The sequence below is a fragment of the Pseudomonas monachiensis genome (assembly GCF_047345015.1).
Classification (GTDB): Bacteria; Pseudomonadota; Gammaproteobacteria; order Pseudomonadales; family Pseudomonadaceae; genus Aquipseudomonas; species Aquipseudomonas monachiensis.
This window is the reverse complement of record NZ_CP178857.1, coordinates 4,147,579-4,170,474: the sequence shown is the minus strand read 5'-3', so window position 1 is coordinate 4,170,474 and position 22,896 is coordinate 4,147,579. Positions and strand designations below refer to the sequence as shown.

The window sequence follows — 22,896 nt, the reverse complement described above, 5'->3', positions numbered from 1 at the left end:
TAAAAATAAGCCTGCGTGAGGCCTGACATGATTTCTACAACAGCACAGCGCCATGATGGGTTCGACCAGTGGATCCATCAGATCAACCAGATCTGTGGCGCCTTCAACGCACAACCCCTGGGCAGCGAATTTGCCGGGCGCATCCGCGAATACCAGAGCGACGCGCTCAAGCTCAGTTTCGTCGACGCGTGCCAGGCGCGTTTGTACCGTACGCCCCAGGAGGTCGCGGCGGGCGAGGGCGGCAAGTATTTCGCGGTGTTCCAGCTCGAAGGCACAGCGGGCATGGCCCAGGGCAACGACAAGGTCTTGCTGTCCCCCGGCGACATCACGCTGATCGATGCCGCGCGGCCCAGCGACTTCACCTACGGCGAAAACTCCCGGCAGTTGTCGCTGATCCTGCCGTATCAACTGGTCGAGCAAACCCTGCGCTTCAATCAGGTCAAGTGCGGCCACCGGATCGCCGCCACATCGCCCATTGCAATGCTCTCGCACCGGCTGATCCTCGATGCCACCCGCCAGCAGCACCTGACCCGCCAGGAAAGCGAAGCGACCCTGGAAGCGATCGTCAGCCTGCTGCGCCCGGCGATCAGCCAGACCGACGACAGCAGCGATGCCCATGAGCGGATCTTCCGCAAGACGCTGACCTGCATCGACGACAACATTCGCTCCGAAGACCTGTGCCCGGAATGGCTGGCGCGGGAAGTCGGCATGTCCACCCGTGGCCTGTACCGGATGTTTGCCAAGAAAGGATTGGTGGTGGCGCGCTACATCAAGAACCGACGCCTGGATTTGTGCGCCGAATCCCTGCGCCGGTCAGGCAAGGAGGAGAAGTTGTCGGTGCTGGGGTATTCGTGGGGTTTTTCCGATTCGAGCTACTTTTCCACTGCGTTCAAATCGCGCTTCGGCATTGCGCCGGGGGAGTATCGCAAGCGGCATGGTTGAAGTTTAAAAGATCGCAGCCTTCGGCAGCTCCTACATTGATGGTGTGTAAACCCGATCCTGTAGGAGCTGCCGAAGGCTGCGATCTTTTTGTGTTTACTTCGGCGAGCTGAGGTTCAACGTCGGCGTTTCATCGAAGAAGTTCCACGGCTTGAGCAGCACATGCACCCACTCGGTCGGCATGATCGGCCACTCTTCGGCGCGGGCGATGTGGGTAGTGCCGGTGGTCAGCCAGACCACATCGTCGGTGTTCTCGATGGAGTGGTTGTCCTGGGTGAACTGCCCCAGGCCCGAGTCCTTGTCCGAGCGGTTCGGGTACTTGCCTTCCGGGTATTTTTCTTCCGGGTTGTATTGCGTCACCCACAGCTGCTTGTCCATGAAGCTGAGGCGGTGGTAGAGCCATTCGTCCTTGCCGAAGTTGGCACCCTTGGCCACGGGGTGGGTGCCGCCGGCATACGGAATCAACTGATAGGAAACCGGGTTGCCGACCTTGTTCTCCTTGCTGAAGTTGGTCAGCAGGCGCACGGTCGACGGGTCGAATTTCTGCGCCGCCTGTTGCTCGGTTGTGACGACTTTGGTTTCGGTCTGCATGGTGCTGGAGCGCGGGCCGCCACGGTCGTTCGGCAACACCACCGGGTTCACTTCCACCAGTGAGTTCTGCTCGCCGTCCACGTCCATGTCGAGGCGGAAGTTGTAGATGTGCTGGTGCGTGGTGCCGACGATGTTGTGGTCCAGCAGGGTGCCGTAGCGCGTGTCTTCCCTGGCGGTGTCTTCGTGCATGGTTTTGGACTTCACGCCCTTGACCGCTTCGATGCCGGTGGCGCCGGCGTCGATGCCGATAGTGCCGTTCTGCTGGAACACCCAGTCGAAGATGTAGTCGTAGTTGCCCACGGTGCTGATCCAGCGCACCACCAGTTCACGGCGCTCGGTGCTGAGGTTGGGCTGGCCCATTTCCTGGTGTTTGTATTCGGGGCCGGCGTAGCGCTCGAACACCGCCATGGCGCGCGGGATCGCGGTCGGTGCGCCGGTGTAGTCGGCGATGGTCGCGTCCAGCAGCACGGCGTTTTGCGGGGCGTCTTTGCCACGGGCAATCGGTGACGTCAGGGTGCCCATGCCGTAGTCGCCGGAGTCGAGGTAGGCCTTGAAGTACCAGCCGACGTCCGGGTCGCCGTAAGGCACGATCATGCCGCCCAGCGAACCTTCGTACATGATTTTGCGCTTCCTGCCCTTGTCGTCGTAGGTGACGGTGGACAGGATCGGGCCGACCCGCGAATCGAGGCGAACGTGGAAGTCCCAGTTCTGCCAGTGAATGCTGTTGCCGCTGATGGTGTAGTTCTTGCCCTCGGGCTCGATGATTTCCAGCGGTTTGACTGCCACGCCCTGGCGTCCGCGCCCGTCATAAGGCGTGGGTTTCATCGGCACCGGAATGAGCGCTTCGTCTTCGATCTTGATCAGCTTTTTCTGTTCCAGGTCGACAATCGCCACCAGGCCCTCGATCGGGTGCGCCCAGTAGTTGCCGTCACCGGTATTGAGGTAGCTGACGATTTTCAGCAGGCGCTTGTCCTGCGCCAGGCCGTCCTTGCCGTCGAAGTAGCCGACGGTCAACGGCGTGGCTACGACCTTCTTCACGTCGTTGATGCCGCGCTTGGCCAGGGCCTGTGCATATTCCGGGCTGGTCTCGACGGCGGTTTGCACCGTTGCGAAATCGTCCAGCAGTACCATGCCGTGGGCGCCCTCGATCGGTTTCCAGGATTTGAGTTCTTTCTTGTCGAGGTCGACCAGGGCTTCGATCACGTGCTTGCCGTCGAGCACCACGATTGAGGCCTCACGCGCCTGGGCGACGTTCTGCCCGGTGAAGACGAAGTTCCACACCTGATCCTTCGGCGGCTCCTTGACCGAGACTTCGGTGAAGCGGAAACCGGGCTTGTAGTTTTCCGATTTCCTGACGATGTCCACGGCCGTGTTGATTTCGGCTGCACTCAGGGGATTGAGCGGGTTGGGGCGGGTCTCGACGACGAAGGTCTTGTCCAGTCCGGACTGGAACACCTGGTTGATAAAGTCCTTGGACATGAGCGCCGTATGGTCCTTGAACACCACCGGCACCGTCAGCTCGATACGCTTGCCGTTGAGCATCGCCACTTTGCTGTCGGGCTTGACCTTGAGGTAGACCCCGTCCTTGGCAATGGTGAACAGATTGGCGTAATCGTCCCATTTCACCGTGGCGCCAAACTCCTCAAGGCCCGCTTGCAGCGGCACCATTTCTGCTTGACCGCCGTGGGCCTGGGCAGTGTTCGCCCAGAAAGGCAGGCCGAGGGCGCTCAGGGTGATGGCCAGGGCCAGGCGGGCAAGCGGTGTTCTTTTGGGCGACGCTTTGGGGCTGAACATGGGTGAATTCCTGGGGAAAAGCCGGGTACGGGCACTCCTGCACTCTGTTACAACCCGTCAATGGCTGCTTTTGAATGCCTGCCAGATTTCTTTGGTTGCGTGCCGCGATCCAGCTTTCCTGACGAAATGCACAATGGCAAGGGGACAAAGTGCCTGGCTGCGGAGCCGCAAAGCATTGCTTCGAGTTAATAGGAAGCATTACTATTCACGCCCCGTCTCCACAGCACGCCGCAATGACCCTCAAGCTGCCCCGCAGACACGGCTTTTTCGAGCATTACGAAGAGTTGGTTGGCACCTGGACCCGTCGCCTGAGGAATCGTCAGCAGGCCGAGGACCTGGCCCACGACACCTTCGTGCGGGTGCTTGAGTCCGATTCGGCGGTGGTGCAACAGCCCCGGGCGTATTTGCACCAGACCGCGCGCAATATTGCCGTGGATGGTTATCGGCGTGAGGACCGGCGGGGTGCCATGGAGTCGGAGGCGATTGATCTCAGTGAGTCGCCGACCGGCGACCCGGAGCATTTCATGCATGCGATCCAGCTGGCTGATTCCATCGAGCAGGCGCTCACCGAGTTGCCGGTCAACTGCCGCAAGGTGTTTGTCTGGCAGAAAATCGAGGGCCTGACCCAGGCAGAAATCGCCGAACGCCTGGGACTGTCCAGGAACATGGTGGAAAAGTATATGATCCGCACGCTTCGGCACCTGCGTGATCGCCTTGAAGGACTGCAATCATGATGTGTGGTGGCTTGCGTAGGAGCTGCCGAAGGCTGCGATCTTTTGATCTTCAGCGGTCTCAAAGCAGCCAAAAGATCGCAGCCTGCGGCAGCTCCTACACCAGGATGCGGCGTGAATTCTCCTCCCCAGCCAAACAGGAACTTCCATGATGGATACTCGTGATTGTGCGTGCGGGCAGACAGCGGTTCGCGATGACGCGGCGCAGTGGTTTGTGCGTTTGCAGGAGCCTGTTGTGGATGTCGAAGTGCGGCACCGGTTTGAGCTCTGGCTGGACCAACACCCCCAGCACCGCAACGAATTCGAAGTGCTCCAGGGCTTGTGGAGTGCCGCCGACCTGGTGCCGGCCGCGCGTTTGCAGGCCCTGTGTGAATCTCCGCCGGTGCTGAAAAAACCTCGTCCGGTGCTGCGCTATGCGGTGGCCGCCAGCGTGCTGGCCGTGGCGCTCGGCCTGGGCTTGTTCAGCGGCCTGAATTATCCGGTGCCTTACACCGCCGAGTTTTCAACAGCCCTGAATGAGCGCCGCCATGTGGCGTTGCCGGACGGCTCGGTGGTCGACCTGGACAGCCGCAGCCGGATCCAGGTGCGCTTTGAAAAGGATCGCCGCAACGTCGAATTGACTGCAGGCGAAGCGATGTTCAGCGTCGAGCATGACACCAGCCGACCCTTTGTTGTCGCGGCGGGCAGCGGCAAGGTCACGGTCACCGGCACCCGCTTCGACGTGCGCCATGGCGCCCGCGAAATCCGGGTGGTGGTGGAGCAGGGCACCGTCAAGGTTCAAGGGCACGACGCGGGAGATAACGATTTCATCAATCTGACGGCGGGCCTTGGCACCCACGTCGATGCCCAGGGCAGAGTTGCCGCCGCTTATGCCGTCAACCCGACGGAAATGACCGCGTGGCGCAGCGGCAAACTGGTGTTCAACAACGCCAGCCTCGCCGATGTCGCCGAGCAGGTCTCGCGCTATCGCGAGAAGCCGCTCAAGGTCGCCAGCGCAGCGGTGGGCGATCTGCGCCTGACCAGCGTGTTCAAATCCGACAACACCGATGCGCTGCTCAAGGCCTTGCCGAGCATCCTGCCGGTGGCCGTGCGCACCCTTGGCGATGGCAGCCAGGAAATAATTTCAAAATAAAATTCAGGTTTTTTTCGAGTTCATCGTCTTCCTGTTCAACTGCAACTGGTTTGCATTAACAAACGCACACTCTTGCGATCCACAGGATTACGTTCGACGTGAAAATCTCCACCGCTAAAAACAACAAACTCCCCTGGTTGCCGCTGGCCCTTGCGCTCGCGGTCAATATTGCGCTGCCCCAGGCCTTTGCCGCCGACGGCATCCGTATCCCGGCGCAACCTCTGGGACAAGCCCTGAGTCAGTTGGGCCAGCAAACCTCGCTTCAGGTGTTCTTCAGCCCTGAACTGGTTGCCGGCAAGCAGGCCCCGGCGGTGGATGGCAACCTTTCCCCGGAAGATGCGTTGCGCCAGTTGCTGCAAGGCAGCGGCCTGCAATACCAGATTGATGAAGGTTCGGTGACCTTGATGCCGGCGCCCGCTTCGGCGGCCAACGGCCCACTGGAACTGGGCGTGACTGACATCAAGGTGGTCGGCGACTGGCTCGGCGACGCCGATGCCGCCGTGGTGCAGAACCACCCCGGCGCACGCACCGTGGTGCGCCGCGAAGCCATGGTCGAGCAGGGCGCGATGAACGTCGGCGACGTACTCAAACGTGTCCCGGGCGTGCAAGTGCAGGATGCCAACGGTACCGGTGGCAGCGACATTTCCCTGAACGTCGGCGTGCGCGGCCTGACTTCGCGCCTGTCGCCACGCTCCACCGTGCTGATCGACGGCATCCCGGCGGCGTTCGCGCCTTACGGCCAGCCGCAACTGTCCATGGCGCCGATTTCCTCCGGCAACCTCGACAGCATCGACGTGGTGCGCGGTGCCGGTTCCGTACGCTACGGGCCGCAAAACGTCGGTGGCGTGATCAATTTCGTGACCCGCGCGATCCCGGAGCAAGCCTCGGCGGAAATCGGCACCACCCTGGAAACTTCCCGGCACGGTGGCTGGAAGCACATCGACACCGCGTTCATGGGTGGTACCGCCGACAACGGCATGGGCGTGGCGTTGTTGTACTCCGGGGTGAACGGCAACGGTTACCGTGAAAGCAACAACGGCAACGACATCGACGACGTGATCCTCAAGACCCATTGGGCGCCGACCGATGTCGACGATTTCAGCCTCAACTTCCACTACTACGATGCCAAGGCCGACATGCCCGGCGGCCTGAACCAGGCGCAGTACGACGCCGACCCGTTCCAGTCGGTACGCGACTACGACAGCTTCAGCGGCCGGCGCAAGGATGTGTCGTTCAAGTGGGCGCGGCAGATCGACGATCGCACCCAGGCCGAAGTGCTGACCTATTACACCGACAGCTTTCGTGGCAGCACCATTGCCTCGCGGGACCTGAACACACTCAACTCCTATCCGCGCAGCTACTACACCTACGGTATCGAACCACGGGTGTCCCATGTGTTTGATGTGGGCCCGACCACCCAGGAAGTCAGTGTCGGTTATCGCTACCTGAAAGAGGCCATGCACGAAGAGGCCAGCCGAGTGGCGCTGGTCGACAACCAGCCAGTGGTGCGTCCGGGGGCGGACGGCCATGTCTATCAGGACCGCACCGGTGGCACCGAGGCCAATTCGGTCTACGTCGACAACAAGATCGACGTTGGCAACTGGACCGTCACCCCGGGTATTCGCTTCGAGCACATCAGCACCGACTGGCACGACCGCCCGGTGCTGGATAACGCCGGTAAGCGGGTGCCGGAGAAAAAACGCAGCATCGAAAGCAACGAACCGCTGCCGGCCCTGAGCGTGATGTATCACATGTCCGATGCCTGGAAACTGTTCGCCAACTACGAAACCTCATTCGGCGCGCTGCAGTATTTCCAGCTGGGGCAGGGCGGTATCGGTGATGAGCCCGCCAACGGCCTGGAGCCGGAAAAGGCCAAGACCTACGAGATCGGTACGCGCTACAACGATGACGTGTGGGGCGGTGAGGTGACGCTGTTCTACATCGACTTCGACGACGAACTGCAATACATCAGCAATGACGTGGGCTGGACCAACCTCGGCGCGACCAAGCACCAGGGGATCGAAGCCTCGGTGCACTACGACATGGCCGCGCTGAACCCGATGCTCGACGGCTTGACCGCCAACGCCGGTTTCACCTACACCCGTGCCACCTACGAAGGTGAGATCCCGGGCTTCAAGGGCCGTGACCTGCCGTTCTACTCTCGCCAGGTGGCCACCGCCGGCCTGCGTTACGACGTCAACCGCTGGACTTACAACCTCGATGCGTTCGCCCAGTCCAAGCAGCGCTCGCCGGGCACCGGCGTGAACGCCGATGGCAGCTTCAACGGCAACTACATCACCGAAGGCACCGCTGACGGCCAGTTCGGTGATATCCCGGGTTACGTGCTCTGGAACGCACGTGCCGGCTATGACTTCGGTCCGCAGGTGTCGAACCTGAAACTGGGGGCGGGGGTGAAGAACATCTTCGACAAGCAGTATTTCACCCGTTCCAGCGACAACAACTCGGGCATGTACGTCGGTGCGCCGCGCACGTTCTTTGTGCAGGCCAGTGTCGGGTTCTGATAGACCGAGGTGTACCAAGAACCCTGTGGGATCGCCGCACCGCCGATCCCACATTGGGTACGGGGCTTACCGGTGGAAGCTTTTCAGACCTTCAACACTTTCCCGCCAACGGCCACCGCCACCAGCAACAGCGCCATCAAGGCAAAGGCAAAGCTCAAGCTGCTGCCATGGGCGACGAAGCCGATGACGGCGGGGCCTGCCAGGATGCCCGCATAACCCAGGGTGGTAATGGCCGGCACGGCGATGCTTTCGGGCATGACCGTCTGTTTGCCGACCGCGGTGTACAGCACCGGCACAATGTTCGAGCAACCGGCACCCAGCAGCGCATAACCCGCCAGCGCCGCCTCCCAGCTCGGTGCGAATGTCGCCAGAAACAAGCCTGCAGCAGCTGTCAGCCCGCCGAACACAATCACCTGCGTCGCGCCCAGGCGCCGCACGATTTTGTCACCGGTCAAGCGCCCGGCCGTCATGGTCAGGGCAAACGCGGCATAACCGAGCCCCGCATACGCCGTGTCGATGCCACGCTCCTGCGTCAGGAACACCGCACTCCAGTCCAGCGCCGCGCCTTCGGCGAGGAACACGATGAAGCACATGCCGCCGATGAACAGAACGATGCCATGGGGCACCGCAAACGCCGGCCCCGAACTCTCGCTGCCGTAGGGCAGCAGATGCGGCACGGCCCTGGCCAGTGCGATCAGCAGCAACACGATCACCACCAGCGTCGCCCCCAGGGGTGAAATTCCCAGGCCAAGCAACCCGCTGACACCCGCCGCACCGACAATCCCGCCCAGGCTGAACAAGCCATGGAACCCCGACATCATGTTCTTGCCGCTGGCGCGCTCGACGATCACCGCTTGCAGGTTGACCGTCGAATCCACGGTGCCGAGCCCCGCGCCGAACATGAACAACGCGGCGATCAGCGCCGGAATCGACGACACCGTCGCCAGCAGCGGCAGGGCGGCACAGATCAGCAGGGTCCCGCCGGCCGTCACCCGCCGGCAGCCGAAACGTGTGGCCAGGATCCCGGCCAACGGCATCGCCAGTATCGAACCCACCCCCAGGCACAGCAGCAACAATCCCAAAGTGCCTTCATCCAGTCCGGCCCGTGCCTTGGCATAGGGCACCAGCGGCGCCCACGCGGCGATGCCGACCCCGGCGATGAAAAATCCGATGCGCGTGGACATCTGTTCCAGGCGGCCGGGAACGAAGGTGGTCTGGCTGTTGAGGCTGGTCATAACAATCCTTGGCAAAAAGCGTCGCGTCCTCAACGGACAGTGATCGACCTGGGAGGGTTCGATCATTGCCCGGAAAGTTTTACGGTCAAACAGGGCGACATGGTTGCACAGCGCCGTTGTTTTTCGCGATATGTTGAGCCATTCCAATGACTCGCGGAGGGCGCCATGGCGCAGCGGTACGATGCACGGGGCAACATTTACATCGTGGTAGCGCCCGAAGAACTGCGCCGCCAGGGTATCGACCTGCCCGATCAGGCCAGCCAGGCAGCGCAAACCCTCGAAGCCTGGGCGCTAGCCGCGATCGAGGCTTGTTGCAGCTGGGCTCCAGGCACTCAACCGCCCGGCAGCAAGGATCATCGCAGCGACGGTTTGCTGGTCGGACCATTTCAGGCGTCGCCACCCTTTGATCTGTTGATCGTCAACACCGACGGTACCCTGGCCGAGCGCAGCGGCAACGGGCTGACGATTTTTTCCCAGGCCCTCAGCGATCAAGGGCTATTGCCGCAGAGCGAAGCCTGTCTGCTCAGGGTTCACCACGACAAGGCTGATACGCCTTCGCCGGGGCAGACTTCAGTGAGAACTGCAGAGGTCGAGGGCGTGAAGGGGTTCTGGCTCGATCTGGGCCAGCCGCGGTTCGGGCCGTCGGCGGTCAGTGCTCACGGGGTTGAAGCAGTGGAGCTCAACGGTCGTGAACTCAGCCACGTTAAACAGTTGTCGGCACTCAATAGCGCATGGTTGCGCAGTCAGTTCGCGCGGGTCGGCAATCCCCATTGCGTGACGCTGGTGGAAAGTGCCGGGGACCTGCCGAGCAACGAGCAGATGCGCGAGCCGGCGCTGGGTGATGGGCTGACGCGGATTGCCTACGCCATGCCGGTCGGTGCAGGCAAACCTTGTCCGGCGGGAATCAACCTGCAATGGGCCATGCGTTTGTCCGAAGGGCACATCGCCGCGCGGGTATTCGAGCGGGGCGAGGGGCCGACGGCGTCGTCGGGGACCAGTGCCAGCGCGGTGGCCTGTGCGGCTTGGCGGGTAGGTTGGGTGACTGCTGGTGAAGTGAAGGTGACGATGCCGGGTGGCACGGCGCCGATCTTGCTGGAAGAGGATTTGGGGGAATTGAGTCGGGTCAGTCTGTTTGGTACGGCTCGAATGATCGATTGATTTTTAGATTGCCATCGCGAGCAAGCTCGCTCCCACACTGGATCTTTGTCGTACACAGACTCTGTATTCACTGAAGATCAACTGTGGGAGCGAGCTTGCTCGCGAAGAGGCCAGCTCGGTCAACACCAGACTCAGCTCAGCCCACTGAACTCCACCACCGGCATCGTCCGCTTCATCAGCACCTTGCCATCGCGCACCGAGTACAGCGGCAACCCCTGGCTGCGGATCACCTCGTAATCGCTCTCCGCCGACAGAATCAGCAGGTTCGCCGGCCGCCCGCGCTCCAGGCCATAACGATCGCCGAGGTTCATGGCTTTGGCGCTATTGTCCGTCACCAGGTCCAGCGCACTTTGCAGGTTGCGATAACCGAGCATGTGGCAGATGTGCAGGCCGGCTTCGAGCACCCGCAGAATGTTGCCGTTGCCCAGCGGATACCACGGATCGACGATCGAGTCCTGGCCGAAGCACACGTTCATGCCCGCTTCCAGCAACTCGTTGACCCGGGTCACACCCCGGCGTTTCGGGAAACTGTCGAAGCGACCTTGCAGGTGGATGCTTTCGGTGGGGCAGGAGACAAAGCTGATCCCCGAATGCCCGAGCAAGCGAAACAGTTTGGCGCAGTAGGCGTTGTCGTAAGAGCCCATGGCCGTGGTGTGGCTGGCCGTGACCCGCGAACCCATGTCGCGGCTGCGGGCCTCTTCGGCGAGCACCTCGAGAAAACGTGAGTGCGGGTCGTCGGTTTCGTCGCAATGCACGTCCACCAGGCAACCGCTGCGTTCGGCCAGGTCCATGAGGAACTTTACCGAGCTGACGCCCTGATCGCGGGTGTATTCAAAATGCGGAATGCCGCCCACCACGTCCGCGCCCATGCGGATGGCTTCTTCCATCAGTTCGCGACCATTGCGGTAGGACTCGATGCCTTCCTGGGGAAAGGCGACGATTTGCAGGTCGACCAGGTGCCGGCTTTCCTCGCGCACTTCGAGCATGGCCTTGAGCGCGGTCAGTTGCGGGTCGGTGACGTCGACGTGGGTGCGCACATGCTGGATGCCGTGGGCGGCGAGGGCCTGGATGGTTTTCTTGGCCCGGGCCTTGGTGTCTTCCTCGGTGATGGTGGCCTTGCGTTCGCCCCAGCATTCGATGCCTTCGAACAGCGTGCCGCTCATGTTCCAGCGCGGTTCGCCGGCGGTCAGGGTGGCGTCGAGGTGGATGTGCGGCTCGACAAAGGGGGGCACCACCAGATTGCCACCGGCGTCCAGATCGTCAGGGCCCAGGGTCGGGGCTTCGATCTGGCGGCCGATGCTGCTGATCAGGCCGTTTTCCAGGTTCAACTCATGCAGGCCTTCCTGGTTGCGCAGACGGGCGTTGATGATGTGCATCGGGCAGATCCTTTTGGCGAATCGTTCAGGCGATACCCTTACGTTAGCTCGCCAGCGGCGAATCCCGCCAGTTCAAAATGTGGGAGCGGGTTTGTTCAGGAGGATTGTTGCAGGGGTAAAAATCCCATAAGAGCGGCGACGACCGCCTCGGGCGCATCTTCCTGAACCAGATGACCGGCGTTGGGTATCGGATAAAACAGCGATCCGGGAATCATCCGATGCAGCGCCTGCCCGCGTTCAATGGGAATCCATTGGTCGTCTTCACCCCAGAGAATCTGCACCGGGCAGCGAATCCGGTGAGTCGTCGTGAAATACGGCGCGATCCGGTGCCACACGAAAGAAGAAAACGGCGTGCCATGCACGAACACCAGCGGCGGGCCGTCGCCGCGCACGGCATGGCGCACCTGATGTCCGTTGAACTCGAAGACCTGATCCAGTGGCCAGTCAGTCATGGGCTTGTCCTCTTGGCGGGGGAAGAGGCAAAAAGCATAGGCATAAAAAAACCACCTATGAAGGTGGCTTGCTTGATCGACTGACGAAACGCATTCCCTTGTGGGAGCGAGCTTGCTCGCGATAGCGGTGGGTCAGGCACATCGATGTTGGATGTGCCGCCGTCATCGCGAGCAAGCTCGCTCCCACAGGTTACTTGTAATGTCTGGCTTACTCGCCGCGATAGATGCAACCGCTGGTGCAGGTCTCGTGGATCCGAATCGCGCTCAGTTCCGGCAGCAGAGGCTTCAATTCCTGCCAGATAAACTTGGCCAACACTTCGCTGGTCGGGTTTTCCAGGCCGGGAATGTCGTTCAGGTAGTTGTGGTCCAGGCGCTCGTACAGCGGCTTGAAGATCGCCTTGATTTCCGAGAAGTCACGGATCCAGCCGGTGTGCGGGTCGAGGTCGCCGCTCAGGTGGATGGCCACTTTGAACGAGTGACCGTGCAGGCGCCCGCACTTGTGGCCGTCCGGGACGTGGGGCAGGCGATGGGCGGATTCGAAAGTAAATTCCTTGAAGATTTCCACAGTGTTTTCAGCTCTGTTCAGGTGGCGTTCGCCGCAGCGATTCGGGCAGGCGGCGAGTTTAGCAGTTTGTCCTGACTAAAGGGTCAGCAAGCGCTCGCCGAGGCGACCGTTGGCGGCCAGTTCGAGGAACTCGTCCCCCAGGCGGCGACTTTCGTCCATGGTCGTGCGCCAATATTTCTGCCGGCTCGGGGCATCGCCTATGAAGCGCTTGAAGTCGTTTCGGTCCGGCAGTTTGCCGTAGGGCAGGCGCGCCAGGTATTCCTTCGATGGTGCCAGCAACAGCACGTTCTGCAAGCGAGCCGGGCAGGCGCGGCGCCACGGCAGGGTCTTGTCGAACCAGCCCGGGATCACCCGGTCGGTGAAGTGCGGGTACAGCACGATGTCGTTGCCGCTGTAGGGCAGGTCCAGGTGGTAATCCAGCAGACCACCGTCGCGGAAGGTCCCGGCGCCGGCGCCCGGCAGGTCGCGCACGCCTTGCATCACCATCGGGATCGAGCCCGAGGCCAGCAGGGCCTGGCGCAAATTACCGGCATTGAGGGCGACGAAGCGCGACGGGAAGTCATTCAAGGCATCGACCGGCGGCGCCAGGCGCGGGTCGTGGATGATCAGGCGTTCGAAGTGTCGTGCCAGCCGCGCCCGGCCACGCAGGTTGTCGGCGATGACCGATGACAGGCCCAGTCCCAGGCGGCCGCGATGATCGTCGGCCAGCAAACCGTGGCTTTTGACCACCATGATGTTCAGGCGGTAATGGCTGTTACTGAGGATCGAGGCATCGCGACCGTCGAGCAGGTCATTGAGCATGCGCTGTGAGCTCTGGCTGATCTGCGCCATGGTCACGCCCTTGGCAAAGTGTTGCTCGGTGTACAGCTGCCCGAGACGCCGGATGCCTTCGGCGGCGTCCGGCAGGCAGGCGCTGGCGAAGCGCCAGGAACCCACCGATGCGCCAATCAGCGAGCGTTCCCGCAGTGCCGCCGGCAGCCACTCGCCGAACAGCGCCAGGTCCAGACCCTGAATCCCCAGCGCCTTCGGCCCGCCAGCCGCGCCCGGCAAGGTGCCGACGTCGGCGGCGTTCAAGCCGTTGTCCCGGATGCGCGCAAAGGCTTGTGGGCCGGCTTTGAGGGTCAGGGACGGGAACTTGATGTGGATGGCGGTCATTGCGCTCTCGAAGTGTGTAGGAGCTGCCGAAGGCTGCGATCTTTAGGTCTTTTGCCTGGCGACTCAAGTGAAAGTGAGAAAGGATCGCAGCCTTCGGCAGCTCCTGCGGGGTTGTGGTGTCAGCAATGATGGCAATTCAGTTTCAATTAAGTTCAGCGGGTTAAGGTGGCTCGCCTGGACCCGACGCAACGCTGGGATAGCGCATCGCTGGTACCATTGTGGCTTTCGAGACGCTCACACCACTCGCACCGGGCATGGAATTAGACCCGGTCAGCGGGCAGTGACTCAAGGATCATCAGGATTGGTAATGAAGGTGTTTCTACTCAATCGATGTGTCGCACGCAGAATGGCGCTGCTGCTTCTGGCATTTTGCTCGGCAGTGATGGCCCGCGACCTGGATCAGGATGAAGCCCTGCGCCTGCGTCAACAGGGCGTGATCCTGCCGCTGGAGCAACTGCTGCAGCAAGCGATGGATCGCTACCCCGGCGCAAAACTGCTGGAAGCCGAACTCGAAGAGAAGCACAACATCTACCTTTATGATGTCGAATTGCTGACCCCCGAAGGCGTGGTCCGTGAGCTGCACATCGATGCGACTGACGGCCGATTATTGAAAGACGAGGAAGACTGATCCATGCGTTTGCTCCTGGTGGAAGACCATGTGCCCCTGGCCGACGAACTGCTGGCCGGCCTCAACCGCCAGGGCTATGCGGTGGACTGGCTGGCCGATGGTCGCGATGCTGTGCATCAGGGCAGCACCGAGCCTTATGACCTGATCATCCTCGACCTCGGTTTGCCCGGTGTGCCGGGGCTTGAGGTGCTGGCGCAATGGCGCGCGGCGGGGCTGGCCACGCCGGTGCTGATCCTGACGGCCCGGGACTCCTGGGCCGAACGCATCGAAGGCCTCAAGGCCGGCGCCGACGATTACCTGACCAAGCCATTTCATCCCGAAGAGCTGTTTTTGCGCATCCAGGCGTTGCTGCGCCGCTCCCATGGCCAGGTCAACCAGCCAACGCTCAAGGCTGCCGGGCTGCATCTGGACGAAGGTCGCCAGTGCGTTGTGCGCGACGGTGCGGACATTCAGCTGACCGCCGCGGAGTTTCGCCTGTTGCGTTATTTCATGCTGCACCCCGAGCAGATCCTCTCCAAAGGCCACCTTGCCGAACACCTCTACGACGGTGAAACCGAGCGCGATTCCAATGTGCTGGAAGTCCACGTCAACCACTTGCGCCGCAAACTCGGCAAAAGTGTGATTGAAACCCGTCGCGGCCAGGGTTACCTGTTCGGCGGGCAAGCCCGGTGAGATCGATCCAGCGCCGCTTGAGCCTGGGCCTGATCAGCGTGATGGTGGTCGTTGGCCTGGTGCTGGCGCAAACCAGCCTGTGGTTGTTCGAAATGGGGTTGCAGCGTTACCTCGAAGCCGGGTTGCGCAATGACAGCGAGAACCTGCTGGCGGCGCTGGTGCGCGGGCCGCAAGGTTTGCAGCTGGATGAGCGGCGCCTGTCACCGGCCTATCAGCGGCCATTCTCCGGGCATTATTTCCGCATCGATTTCACCGATGGCCATTGGCGTTCCCGTTCCCTTTGGGATCAGGAACTGCCGGTGCTCGATCAACCCGGTCTGCATGGCAACCTGCAACTGGGGCCGGAAGGGCAACAGTTACTGGTGCTGCGCACGGACTATCGACGTTCGGGGGTGCCGATCTCCATCAGTGTCGCCGAGGATTACACGCCGATACGCGAAAGCTTCCGGCGCATGCAACAGCTCGGGTTTGGCCTCGGTTTGACAGCGCTGTTGCTGATTCTGCTGCTGCAACGGATTACCGTGCGCCGGGCCTTGCGTCCGCTGGAGCAGGCCCGTGAGCAGATTGCGCAGCTGCAACAGGGCCAGCGCTCGCAACTCGACGATCGGGTGCCGGTGGAACTGGAGCCACTGGTGGCGCAGATCAACCATTTGCTGGCCCACACCGAGGACAGCCTCAAGCGCTCACGCAATGCCCTGGGCAACCTCGGCCACGCCTTGAAAACCCCGCTGGCGGTGCTGTTGAGCCTGGCTTCAAGCGAGCAACTCGACGCGCACCCGCAATTGCGCAAGACCCTCAAGGAACAACTGGAACAAGTCCAGCAGCGACTCAATCGGGAACTCAATCGTGCGCGGTTGTCCGGCGATGCGTTGCCGGGCGCCCTGTTTGATTGCGATGCCGAGCTCCCCGGCTTGCTGGCCACGCTGAACATGATCCATGGCGACCACCTGGCACTGAGCTACCGCGCACCCGCCGGCCTGCAATTGCCCTGGGATCGCGAGGACCTGCTGGAACTGTTGGGCAACCTGCTGGATAACGCCTGCAAGTGGGCCGATGCCGAGGTTCGCCTGAGTGTGGCCGAGACTGCAGAGGGCTTTGAACTCGGCGTGGAAGATGACGGCCCGGGGATTCCCGAAGAGCGTCGCGATCAGGTGTTCGGCCGAGGCACGCGCCTGGACGAGCAAACCCATGGGCATGGTTTGGGGCTGGGTATCGTGCGCGACATCGTCGATAGCTGGGGCGGCAGACTGTCGTTGCTGGAAAGCGAGTGGTGCGGGCTGAAGGTCGTCATCGAATTGCCCAGACACTGAGGTCCATTGTGGGAGCGGGCTTGCTCGCTCCCACATAGAACCTCCCCCTGCTCAGGTGTGATGAATCTCCCGATCCTTGGTTTCCGGCATGAAGAAAATACCCAGCACCGCCGTCATCACCGCGATGACGATCGGATACCACAGCCCGTAGTAGATATCCCCCGTGGCCGCCACCATGGCGAATGCCACCGTCGGCAGGAAGCCACCGAACCAGCCATTGCCGATGTGGTAGGGCAGCGACATCGAGGTGTAGCGGATGCGCGCCGGGAACAGTTCCACCAGCCAGGCGGCAATCGGCCCGTAGACCATGGTCACGTAGATCACCAGGATCGTCAGCAGCAGCAACACCATCGGGTAGTTGGTCTTGGCCGGGTCGGCCTTCTCTGGGTAACCGGCGTCCTTGAGGGCGGTGGCGAGGGTGGCGGTAAAGGCGTCGTTCCTGGCCTTGAAATCGGCGGCCGGCATGCCGGTGCCCTCGAAGCTCTCGATCACTTTATCGCCAATGCGCACCTGCGCAACGGCGCCCGGTTCGGCGTCCACGTTCTTGTAGGGGATGGCCCTTTTGGCCAGTACGGTCTTGGCCAGGTCACAGGAACTGGTGAATTTGGCCTTGCCCACCGGGTCGAACTGGAACGAGCATTGGGCGGGATTGGCGACGACCGTGACCGGATTCTTCTCCTGCGCAATGAACACGTCGGGGTTACCGTATTGGGTCAGCGCATGGAAGATCGGGAAGTAAGTCAGGGCCGCGAGGATGCAGCCAGCCATGATGATGCCCTTGCGCCCGATGCGGTCGGACAGGCTGCCGAAAATGACGAAGAACGGCGTGCCGATCAGCAATGAGCCGGCAATCAGCAGGTTCGCGGTCTGCGGGTCGATCTTCAGCGTCTGCAGCAGGAAGAACAGTGCATAGAATTGCCCGGTGTACCAGACCACCGCCTGGCCGGCGGTACCGCCGAGCAGGGCCATGATTACGATCTTCAGGTTCTCCCAGCGGGCGAAGGATTCAGTCAACGGTGCCTTGGAGGATTTGCCTTCGGCCTTCATTTTCATGAAAACCGGCGACTCGCTGAGCTGCAGGCGGATGTACACCGAGACGATCAACAACAGGATCGACAGCAGGAACGGAATCCGCCAGCCCCAGGCTTCGAAGGCTTCGGTGCCCAGGAGGGTACGGCAGGCGAGGATCACCAGCAGTGAAAGAAACAGGCCGAGGGTTGCCGTGGTCTGGATCCACGAGGTGAAGAAGCCGCGTTTGCCCTTGGGTGCATGTTCGGCCACGTAGGTCGCGGCGCCGCCGTACTCACCCCCCAGCGCCAGGCCTTGCAGCAGGCGCAGGCTGATCAGGATGATCGGCGCGGCCACGCCGATGGTCGCATAGCCGGGCAGCAAACCCACCACGGCCGTTGAGACACCCATGATCACGATGGTGATGAGGAACGTATGCTTGCGCCCGATCATGTCGCCCAACCGGCCGAACACGATGGCGCCGAAGGGGCGCACGGCGAAGCCGGCGGCGAAGGCGAGCAGGGCGAAGATGAAGGACGTCGTTTCGTTGACACCGGCGAAGAAGTGCTTGGCGATGATCGCCGCGAGGGAGCCGTACAGGTAGAAGTCGTACCACTCGAACACGGTGCCCAGGGACGAGGCGAAGATGACCTTGCGCTCCTCCCGGGTGAGCCCGCGGTTGGGCGCGCTGCCCGTGGTTGTATTGTCGATTGCTGCCATGAGTATTCTCCGTCTTGCTCTTGTTGTAGGCCGGAGTTCCCACCAACACTTACCGTACCCAGGCCCTGGGGCTGAAGTCATCGGATTACGTGGCTTGCATTCAGGTTGACGCCAGAAAACGCTGCAAGGTTCCATGAAGCATAATCAAGGTCTGGCAGATATCCACTCGCCATCATTTGGTTGAGTCGGGCACAGAAAAAATTGTGGGAGCGGGCTTAAACGCGGAACTGATCCATCAGGCTCTGCTGCTGGTTCGCCAGGCTGTTGAGCGACTGGCTGACCCGCGCCGATTCATTGGCCTGGCCCGACAGCGACTCGGTCACGTCGCGGATGGTCGCCACGTTGTTGTTGATCTCCTCGGCCACCGCGCTTTGCTCTTCGGCGGCACTGGCGATCTGCATGTTCATGTCGTTGATCACGGTCACCGCGTCGCCGATCTGGCGTAACGCCGTTACCGCCTGGCCAACCTGCTCGACACTGCCCTGGGCCTGACGATGGCTGTTGCTCATCGAGCCCACCACTTCCTGGGTGCCGTTTTGCAGTTGTTCGATCACCAGACGGGTTTCTTCGACGGATTCCTGGGTACGCCGCGCCAGGTTGCGCACTTCATCGGCCACCACGGCAAACCCGCGTCCAGCCTCACCGGCACGAGCCGCTTCGATCGCGGCGTTAAGGGCCAGCAGGTTGGTCTGTTCGGCAATCGCGCGGATCACTTCCAGTACCGTGCCGATCTTCTCGCTGTTGGCGGCCAGGCCTTCGACCTGGACCATGGCCGCGCTCATGTCGGCGGCGAGATTGTCGATGCTGGCGGTGGTGCGGTCGATCACGGTCAGGCCCTGACGGGTCGCCTGATCGGCATCTCTCGCGGCATGGGCCGCTTGCGCGGCGCTGCGGGCGACGTCCTGGGCGGTGGCGCTCATTTCGTGGGAGGCGGTCGCGACCTGATCCACCTGGCGGTACTGCTGTTCCATGCCGGCGCTGGTCTGGGTGGCGATGGCGGACGACTGGTCCGCGGTACTGCGAGCGTCCTGCACCGAACGTTTCACTTCGGCAATGATCGGTTGCAGCTTGTCGAGGAAACGGTTGAACCAGCCGGCCAACTGGCCCAGCTCATCCTGCTTGTCGTAGGCCAGGCGGCGGGTCAGGTCACCTTCGCCGCTGGCGATGTCTTCGAGCATGTGCGCCACGCCGAGGATCGGTCGGGTGACGCTGCGGGCCATCAGCCACACCAGCACCAGGCCGAGCAGCGCGGCGAGCACGCCCAGGCCGAGTTCAACCAGCGTACCGGCGGTGTTGCTGTCATCGAGTTGCTTTTTCAGGGCTTCGGCGGGGCCGACCAGGACTTTCTCCGGCACGTCGAGCAGCACGCCCCAGGATTTACCGCCGGGGATCGGCTGGAAGGGCGCCAGTACTTTCAGTTGCTGCTGGCTGTACAGGCTGGCGGTTTTGCTGCTGGCGGCGAGCATGCGCAGCAGTTCGGCGCCGCTGGCCTGGTCCACGGCGTCCAGGCGCTGGCTGAGTTTGCCGGCGTCCGGGCTGTAGCCGGCGAGCAGGCCGGCCGGGCTGATGATGCTGACGCTGGTCTGGCCATCATAGAGCTTCTTGCTCGCGCCCAGGCTGACCGCTTGCAGGCTGTTGAGGTTGATGTCCACCGAGAGCGAGGCGATGACCTTGCCATTGACCATCAGCGGGAAAACGATGCTGGTCATCAGCACGTTCTGACCGTCGATCTCATAGAAGTAGGGTTCGATCACGCACGGTTTGAGGGTGGTGCGCGGGCAGGTGAACCAGGCGTTGGCCGCTTCGCCGCTGGGACCGGTGCTGGTGTCGGCCATGTCCTTTTCCGGCAGCGCCATGGACGTCAACTTGCCCGGCGTCGGCTGCGACCAGTAGAGGGCGAAACGGCCCTTGTCGTTGCTGCCAAGCTCGGCCTGACCGGCGAACAGTTCGTCCTTGCCGTCCAGTCCATTGGGTTCGAACACCAGGGACAGGCCGAGCAGGTCCGGGTTGGCTTGCAGGGCCGACTTGACCTGGCGGGTCAGGTCTTCGCGCAGGTCGAAGGCATCGAGAAAACGCTTCTCGGCCTGGTCACGCAGGAACAGCACCTGCCGCGAGAAGCCGTGGCCGTACTGATAGGCGTCCATGAACTGCTGGCGAATCCCCAGTGCCTGGTTTTCGCCCTGGGACTCGATCCGCGCCTGGGCCGCTTCGGTCAGCATCTCCATGCTCGAGGCTTTCACCAACTCGGAACTGTGCTCCATGCGATACAGCGAAAGACCCACCAGCAGGGTCACGATGCCCGCCAGGCAGAGCCCGGCCAGCAGGGTGATTTTCCATTGAATGGAAAGTTGTCTGAGCGACATGGAGACGTCCTTATTCGATAAATATCTGAGACTTTGCACTGTAGCGGCCGGGATTGGGCTTTCTTTAAGCCGGGCCAATGAATATCGAATACCCCGGGTTGGCTTTGACAAGGCGACAGCGGTCCGGCAAAGTGCGCGCCCTCTAATAAAACCCATTTTTTATCCGCTGGCGGCTCTCGCAGACTGTCGGCCGGACTCTTTTTGCTTGCCCAGAGGTATGACAATGAATGCAGTAATTGCCGCGGTCGGCATCATGCTGATCCTCAGCCTGTCCCGCGTGCATGTGGTGATCGCCCTGATCGTCGGCGCGCTGGTCGGTGGCTTGACCGGTGGCCTGGGGATCGAAGCGACGCTCAAGGCTTTCAACAGCGGCCTCGGCGGCGGGGCGACGGTGGCGTTGTCCTACGCCTTGCTCGGTGCTTTCGCCGTGGCCATTGCCAAGTCCGGCATGGCCCATGCGCTGGCCGACAAGGCCCTGGCCATGGTCGATCGCCAGCACGCCAGCGGCGGTGGCCAGGTCAAATGGCTGCTGATCGGCCTGCTCTGGGTCGTGGCCATCGCCTCGCAGAACATCTTGCCGATACATATCGCGTTTATTCCGTTGCTGGTGCCGCCGCTTCTTTATGTGCTGACCAAGCTGCAACTGGACCGTCGCCTGATCGCCTGCGTCATGACTTTTGGCCTGATCACGCCCTACATGTTCCTGCCGGTGGGCTTTGGCAACATCTTCCTCAATGAGATCCTGCTGGCCAACGTTGCCCGCAGCGGCGTGGACATCAGCGGCATCAATGTGACCCACGCCATGGGCATTCCGGCCCTGGGCATGGTGGCGGGCCTGCTGATCGCGTTTGTCAGCTACCGCAAGAAGCGTGTCTACGACCTGGCGAAGATTGAACAGGTCGAACAAGTGGCGGTGCAATACAACCCGCTGAGCCTGATGGTGGCCGGCGTGGCCATCGCGGCGGCGTTCATTATTCAGTTGTTGCTCGATTCGATGATCATTGGTGCGCTGGTCGGCTTCCTGATCTTCTCGGTGTCGGGCATCGTCAAATGGCGCGACACCGACGACCTGTTCACCGAAGGCATGAAAATGATGGCAATGATCGGCTTCATCATGATCGCCGCCTCCGGGTTTGCCGAAGTGATGAAGGCCACCGGTGAGGTGCAGACGCTGGTCGAGTCGTCGGCGTCGTACATCGATCACAGCAAGGGCATTGGCGCCTTGCTGATGTTGCTGGTGGGGTTGCTGGTGACCATGGGCATCGGCTCGTCGTTCTCCACGGTGCCGATCCTGGCGGCGATCTTCGTGCCGCTGTGCGTGCAACTGGGCTTCAGCCCGTTGGCGATCGTGTGCATCGTCGGCACGGCCGGTGCCCTGGGCGACGCCGGTTCGCCGGCTTCGGACTCGACCCTGGGGCCGACCTCCGGCCTGAACATCGACGGCCAGCACCATCACATCTGGGACACCGTGGTCCCGACCTTCCTGCACTACAACCTGCCGTTGCTGGCGTTTGGCTGGGTAGCGGCGATGGTTCTGTGATCTAACAAGCAAAAGATCAAAAGATCGCAGCCTTCGGCAGCTCCTACATGGGAAGGGTGTTCATCTGTAGGAGCTGCCGAAGGCTGCGATCTTTTTGGGGCGTTCAACTTTTGACCCGGCGTGCCGTTAAAGCTTTAACCACGACAACAAAATCAAAAGAGTGAACGTCATGCGCATGAGCCTCAAGGCCAAAGTCCTGTCCCTTGCCGTCCTCCCGGTGTTGCTGTTTGCGCTGGTCATCAGCCTGACCACGCTGTTCATTCTGCAGGATCAGGCGCGCAAGGAAGTCGAGCAGACCCGCGAGCGCCTGCTCAGCGATGCCAAGGCGACCCTGCAAAGCTACGTGGCCGTGGCCATGACCACGATCAAACCGCTCTACGACGCGGCCGCCCCTGGCGATGAGGCGGCGCGGGCGCAGGTGATAAAGCTGCTGTCGAGCATCAGCTATGGCAAGGACGGCTACTTCTTCGGCTACGACTCCAGCACCGTGCGCCTGTTCAAGGCCAACAGCCCCGAAGGCGTGGGCCAGAGCTTCAAGGACAACCGCGACCCGAACGGTGTCTACGTCAACCGCGACCTGGTGAAAGTCGCCAGGGACGGTACCCATTACCTGCAATACAGCTCGCCATTGCCCGGCAACACCCAGGTGCTGGTGCCCAAGCTCGGCTACACCGAATACCTGCCGAAGTGGGACATGGCGGTCGGCACCTCGGTCAACCTCGATGGCATCGAAGCACAGGTGGCCGTGGTCGAAGCCAAGGTCCAGGCGCGCATGCAAGGCATGGTGCTGAGCATCGTCGGCGTGGCGGTCGTGGTGCTGCTGGTGATCGCTGCCGTCGGGATGCTGCTGGCCAACACCATTGTGCGTCCGCTGCATTTGATGAAAGCCAACCTCGATGACATCGCGGCAGGCGAGGGCGACCTGACCCGCCGCCTGACCATCACCAGCCAGGACGAACTAGGTGAACTGGCCGGCTCGTTCAACCGTTTCGTCGACAAGATCCA

At 61.9% G+C, this 22,896-nt stretch carries 16 protein-coding genes and 3 pseudogenes; 10 read left to right on the top strand and 9 right to left on the bottom strand.

Annotated elements, in window-relative coordinates; all coding sequences use genetic code 11:
- Positions 1–27 precede the first annotated feature (27 nt).
- Complete coding sequence (gene feaR, locus ACMDB8_RS18770) at positions 28–942, top strand: transcriptional regulator FeaR (protein WP_056722536.1); 915 nt, start codon at positions 28–30, stop codon at positions 940–942.
- A 93-nt stretch (positions 943–1,035) separates the two neighbouring features.
- Here feaR and tynA read toward each other — a convergent pair whose 3' ends face one another.
- Complete coding sequence (tynA, locus tag ACMDB8_RS18765) at positions 1,036–3,324, bottom strand: primary-amine oxidase (protein WP_409078888.1); 2,289 nt, start codon at positions 3,322–3,324, stop codon at positions 1,036–1,038.
- Between the two features lie 233 nt (positions 3,325–3,557).
- On the opposite strand from tynA, the gene ACMDB8_RS18760 reads away from it, so the two are divergent.
- The 3 genes from ACMDB8_RS18760 to ACMDB8_RS18750 all read left to right on the top strand — a co-directional run bounded on the left by ACMDB8_RS18760 (position 3,558) and on the right by ACMDB8_RS18750 (position 7,709).
- Complete coding sequence (locus ACMDB8_RS18760; RefSeq protein WP_056722530.1) at positions 3,558–4,058, top strand: sigma-70 family RNA polymerase sigma factor; 501 nt, start codon at positions 3,558–3,560, stop codon at positions 4,056–4,058.
- Positions 4,059–4,203: 145 nt separating this feature from the next.
- On the top strand, positions 4,204–5,187 hold the full coding sequence (locus ACMDB8_RS18755) for a FecR family protein (protein ID WP_409078887.1): 984 nt from the start codon (positions 4,204–4,206) through the stop codon (positions 5,185–5,187).
- A gap of 98 nt (positions 5,188–5,285) precedes the next feature.
- Positions 5,286–7,709 (top strand): TonB-dependent siderophore receptor, encoded by a 2,424-nt coding sequence (locus ACMDB8_RS18750; protein WP_056722525.1) that lies wholly within the window; start codon positions 5,286–5,288, stop codon positions 7,707–7,709.
- 83 nt (positions 7,710–7,792) lie between these two features.
- On the opposite strand, the gene ACMDB8_RS18745 is transcribed toward ACMDB8_RS18750, so the two are convergent.
- Entirely contained in the window at positions 7,793–8,944 is a 1,152-nt protein-coding gene (locus tag ACMDB8_RS18745) for an MFS transporter (protein ID WP_056722522.1), read from the bottom strand.
- Between the two features lie 165 nt (positions 8,945–9,109).
- Between ACMDB8_RS18745 and ACMDB8_RS18740 the strand changes: the two genes are divergently transcribed.
- Positions 9,110–10,102: a diaminopimelate epimerase gene (locus ACMDB8_RS18740; protein ID WP_056722521.1), complete on the top strand. Its 993-nt coding sequence runs from the start codon at positions 9,110–9,112 to the stop codon at positions 10,100–10,102.
- A gap of 131 nt (positions 10,103–10,233) precedes the next feature.
- Here ACMDB8_RS18740 and codA read toward each other — a convergent pair whose 3' ends face one another.
- From codA to ACMDB8_RS18720, 4 genes are all read right to left on the bottom strand, one after another.
- Positions 10,234–11,478, bottom strand: a complete 1,245-nt coding sequence (gene codA, locus ACMDB8_RS18735) for a cytosine deaminase (protein ID WP_056722519.1) — start codon at positions 11,476–11,478, stop codon at positions 10,234–10,236.
- 95 nt (positions 11,479–11,573) lie between these two features.
- Positions 11,574–11,930, bottom strand: coding sequence for an alpha/beta fold hydrolase (locus tag ACMDB8_RS18730; protein ID WP_056722517.1), 357 nt, complete (start codon positions 11,928–11,930; stop codon positions 11,574–11,576).
- A 208-nt stretch (positions 11,931–12,138) separates the two neighbouring features.
- Positions 12,139–12,495, bottom strand: a complete 357-nt coding sequence (queD, locus tag ACMDB8_RS18725; RefSeq protein ID WP_046042818.1) for a 6-carboxytetrahydropterin synthase QueD — start codon at positions 12,493–12,495, stop codon at positions 12,139–12,141.
- Between the two features lie 75 nt (positions 12,496–12,570).
- Entirely contained in the window at positions 12,571–13,650 is a 1,080-nt protein-coding gene (locus tag ACMDB8_RS18720; protein WP_409078886.1) for a patatin-like phospholipase family protein, read from the bottom strand.
- Positions 13,651–13,957: 307 nt separating this feature from the next.
- On the opposite strand from ACMDB8_RS18720, the gene ACMDB8_RS18715 reads away from it, so the two are divergent.
- The 3 genes from ACMDB8_RS18715 to ACMDB8_RS18705 are packed head-to-tail and all read left to right on the top strand — an operon-like array spanning position 13,958 to position 16,260.
- Entirely contained in the window at positions 13,958–14,278 is a 321-nt protein-coding gene (locus tag ACMDB8_RS18715) for a PepSY domain-containing protein (RefSeq protein WP_056722513.1), read from the top strand.
- Between the two features lie 3 nt (positions 14,279–14,281).
- On the top strand, positions 14,282–14,950 hold the full coding sequence (locus tag ACMDB8_RS18710; protein WP_056722511.1) for a response regulator transcription factor: 669 nt from the start codon (positions 14,282–14,284) through the stop codon (positions 14,948–14,950).
- Positions 14,947–16,260 carry a sensor histidine kinase gene (locus ACMDB8_RS18705; protein WP_056722509.1) on the top strand — a complete coding sequence of 438 codons (1,314 nt, stop codon included), beginning with the start codon at positions 14,947–14,949 and terminating at the stop codon, positions 16,258–16,260. Before ACMDB8_RS18710 ends, ACMDB8_RS18705 begins: the two co-directional genes overlap by 4 nt.
- A gap of 51 nt (positions 16,261–16,311) precedes the next feature.
- Here the strand turns inward: ACMDB8_RS18705 and ACMDB8_RS18700 are convergent, their stop codons facing one another.
- The 3 genes and pseudogenes from ACMDB8_RS18700 to ACMDB8_RS18690 form a co-directional block, all read right to left on the bottom strand.
- A complete protein-coding gene (locus ACMDB8_RS18700) occupies positions 16,312–17,988 on the bottom strand; it encodes an MFS transporter (protein WP_409078885.1) in 1,677 nt (558 codons plus the stop codon).
- A 215-nt stretch (positions 17,989–18,203) separates the two neighbouring features.
- Positions 18,204–18,797, bottom strand: a pseudogene (locus ACMDB8_RS18695) (methyl-accepting chemotaxis protein); the annotation flags it as partial.
- Positions 18,798–19,061: 264 nt separating this feature from the next.
- Positions 19,062–20,132, bottom strand: a pseudogene (locus tag ACMDB8_RS18690) (HAMP domain-containing protein); the annotation flags it as partial.
- 442 nt (positions 20,133–20,574) lie between these two features.
- Here ACMDB8_RS18690 and ACMDB8_RS18685 point away from each other — a divergent pair.
- A complete protein-coding gene (locus ACMDB8_RS18685; RefSeq protein ID WP_056722503.1) occupies positions 20,575–21,891 on the top strand; it encodes a Na+/H+ antiporter family protein in 1,317 nt (438 codons plus the stop codon).
- 169 nt (positions 21,892–22,060) lie between these two features.
- Positions 22,061–22,885: pseudogene (locus tag ACMDB8_RS18680) on the top strand (cache domain-containing protein); the annotation flags it as partial.
- Positions 22,886–22,896: the final 11 nt, after the last annotated feature.

Coding starts and splice junctions, on each gene's coding strand:
- tynA (WP_409078888.1), bottom strand. CDS start 3,324: ATGTTCAGCCCCAAAGCGTCGCCCAAAAGAACACCGCTTGCCCGCCTG.
- ACMDB8_RS18700 (WP_409078885.1), bottom strand. CDS start 17,988: ATGGCAGCAATCGACAATACAACCACGGGCAGCGCGCCCAACCGCGGG.
- ACMDB8_RS18710 (WP_056722511.1), top strand. CDS start 14,282: ATGCGTTTGCTCCTGGTGGAAGACCATGTGCCCCTGGCCGACGAACTG.
- ACMDB8_RS18740 (WP_056722521.1), top strand. CDS start 9,110: ATGGCGCAGCGGTACGATGCACGGGGCAACATTTACATCGTGGTAGCG.
- codA (WP_056722519.1), bottom strand. CDS start 11,478: ATGCACATCATCAACGCCCGTCTGCGCAACCAGGAAGGCCTGCATGAG.
- ACMDB8_RS18720 (WP_409078886.1), bottom strand. CDS start 13,650: ATGACCGCCATCCACATCAAGTTCCCGTCCCTGACCCTCAAAGCCGGC.
- ACMDB8_RS18730 (WP_056722517.1), bottom strand. CDS start 11,930: ATGACTGACTGGCCACTGGATCAGGTCTTCGAGTTCAACGGACATCAG.
- ACMDB8_RS18755 (WP_409078887.1), top strand. CDS start 4,204: ATGATGGATACTCGTGATTGTGCGTGCGGGCAGACAGCGGTTCGCGAT.
- ACMDB8_RS18715 (WP_056722513.1), top strand. CDS start 13,958: ATGAAGGTGTTTCTACTCAATCGATGTGTCGCACGCAGAATGGCGCTG.
- ACMDB8_RS18760 (WP_056722530.1), top strand. CDS start 3,558: ATGACCCTCAAGCTGCCCCGCAGACACGGCTTTTTCGAGCATTACGAA.
- feaR (WP_056722536.1), top strand. CDS start 28: ATGATTTCTACAACAGCACAGCGCCATGATGGGTTCGACCAGTGGATC.
- ACMDB8_RS18745 (WP_056722522.1), bottom strand. CDS start 8,944: ATGACCAGCCTCAACAGCCAGACCACCTTCGTTCCCGGCCGCCTGGAA.
- ACMDB8_RS18685 (WP_056722503.1), top strand. CDS start 20,575: ATGAATGCAGTAATTGCCGCGGTCGGCATCATGCTGATCCTCAGCCTG.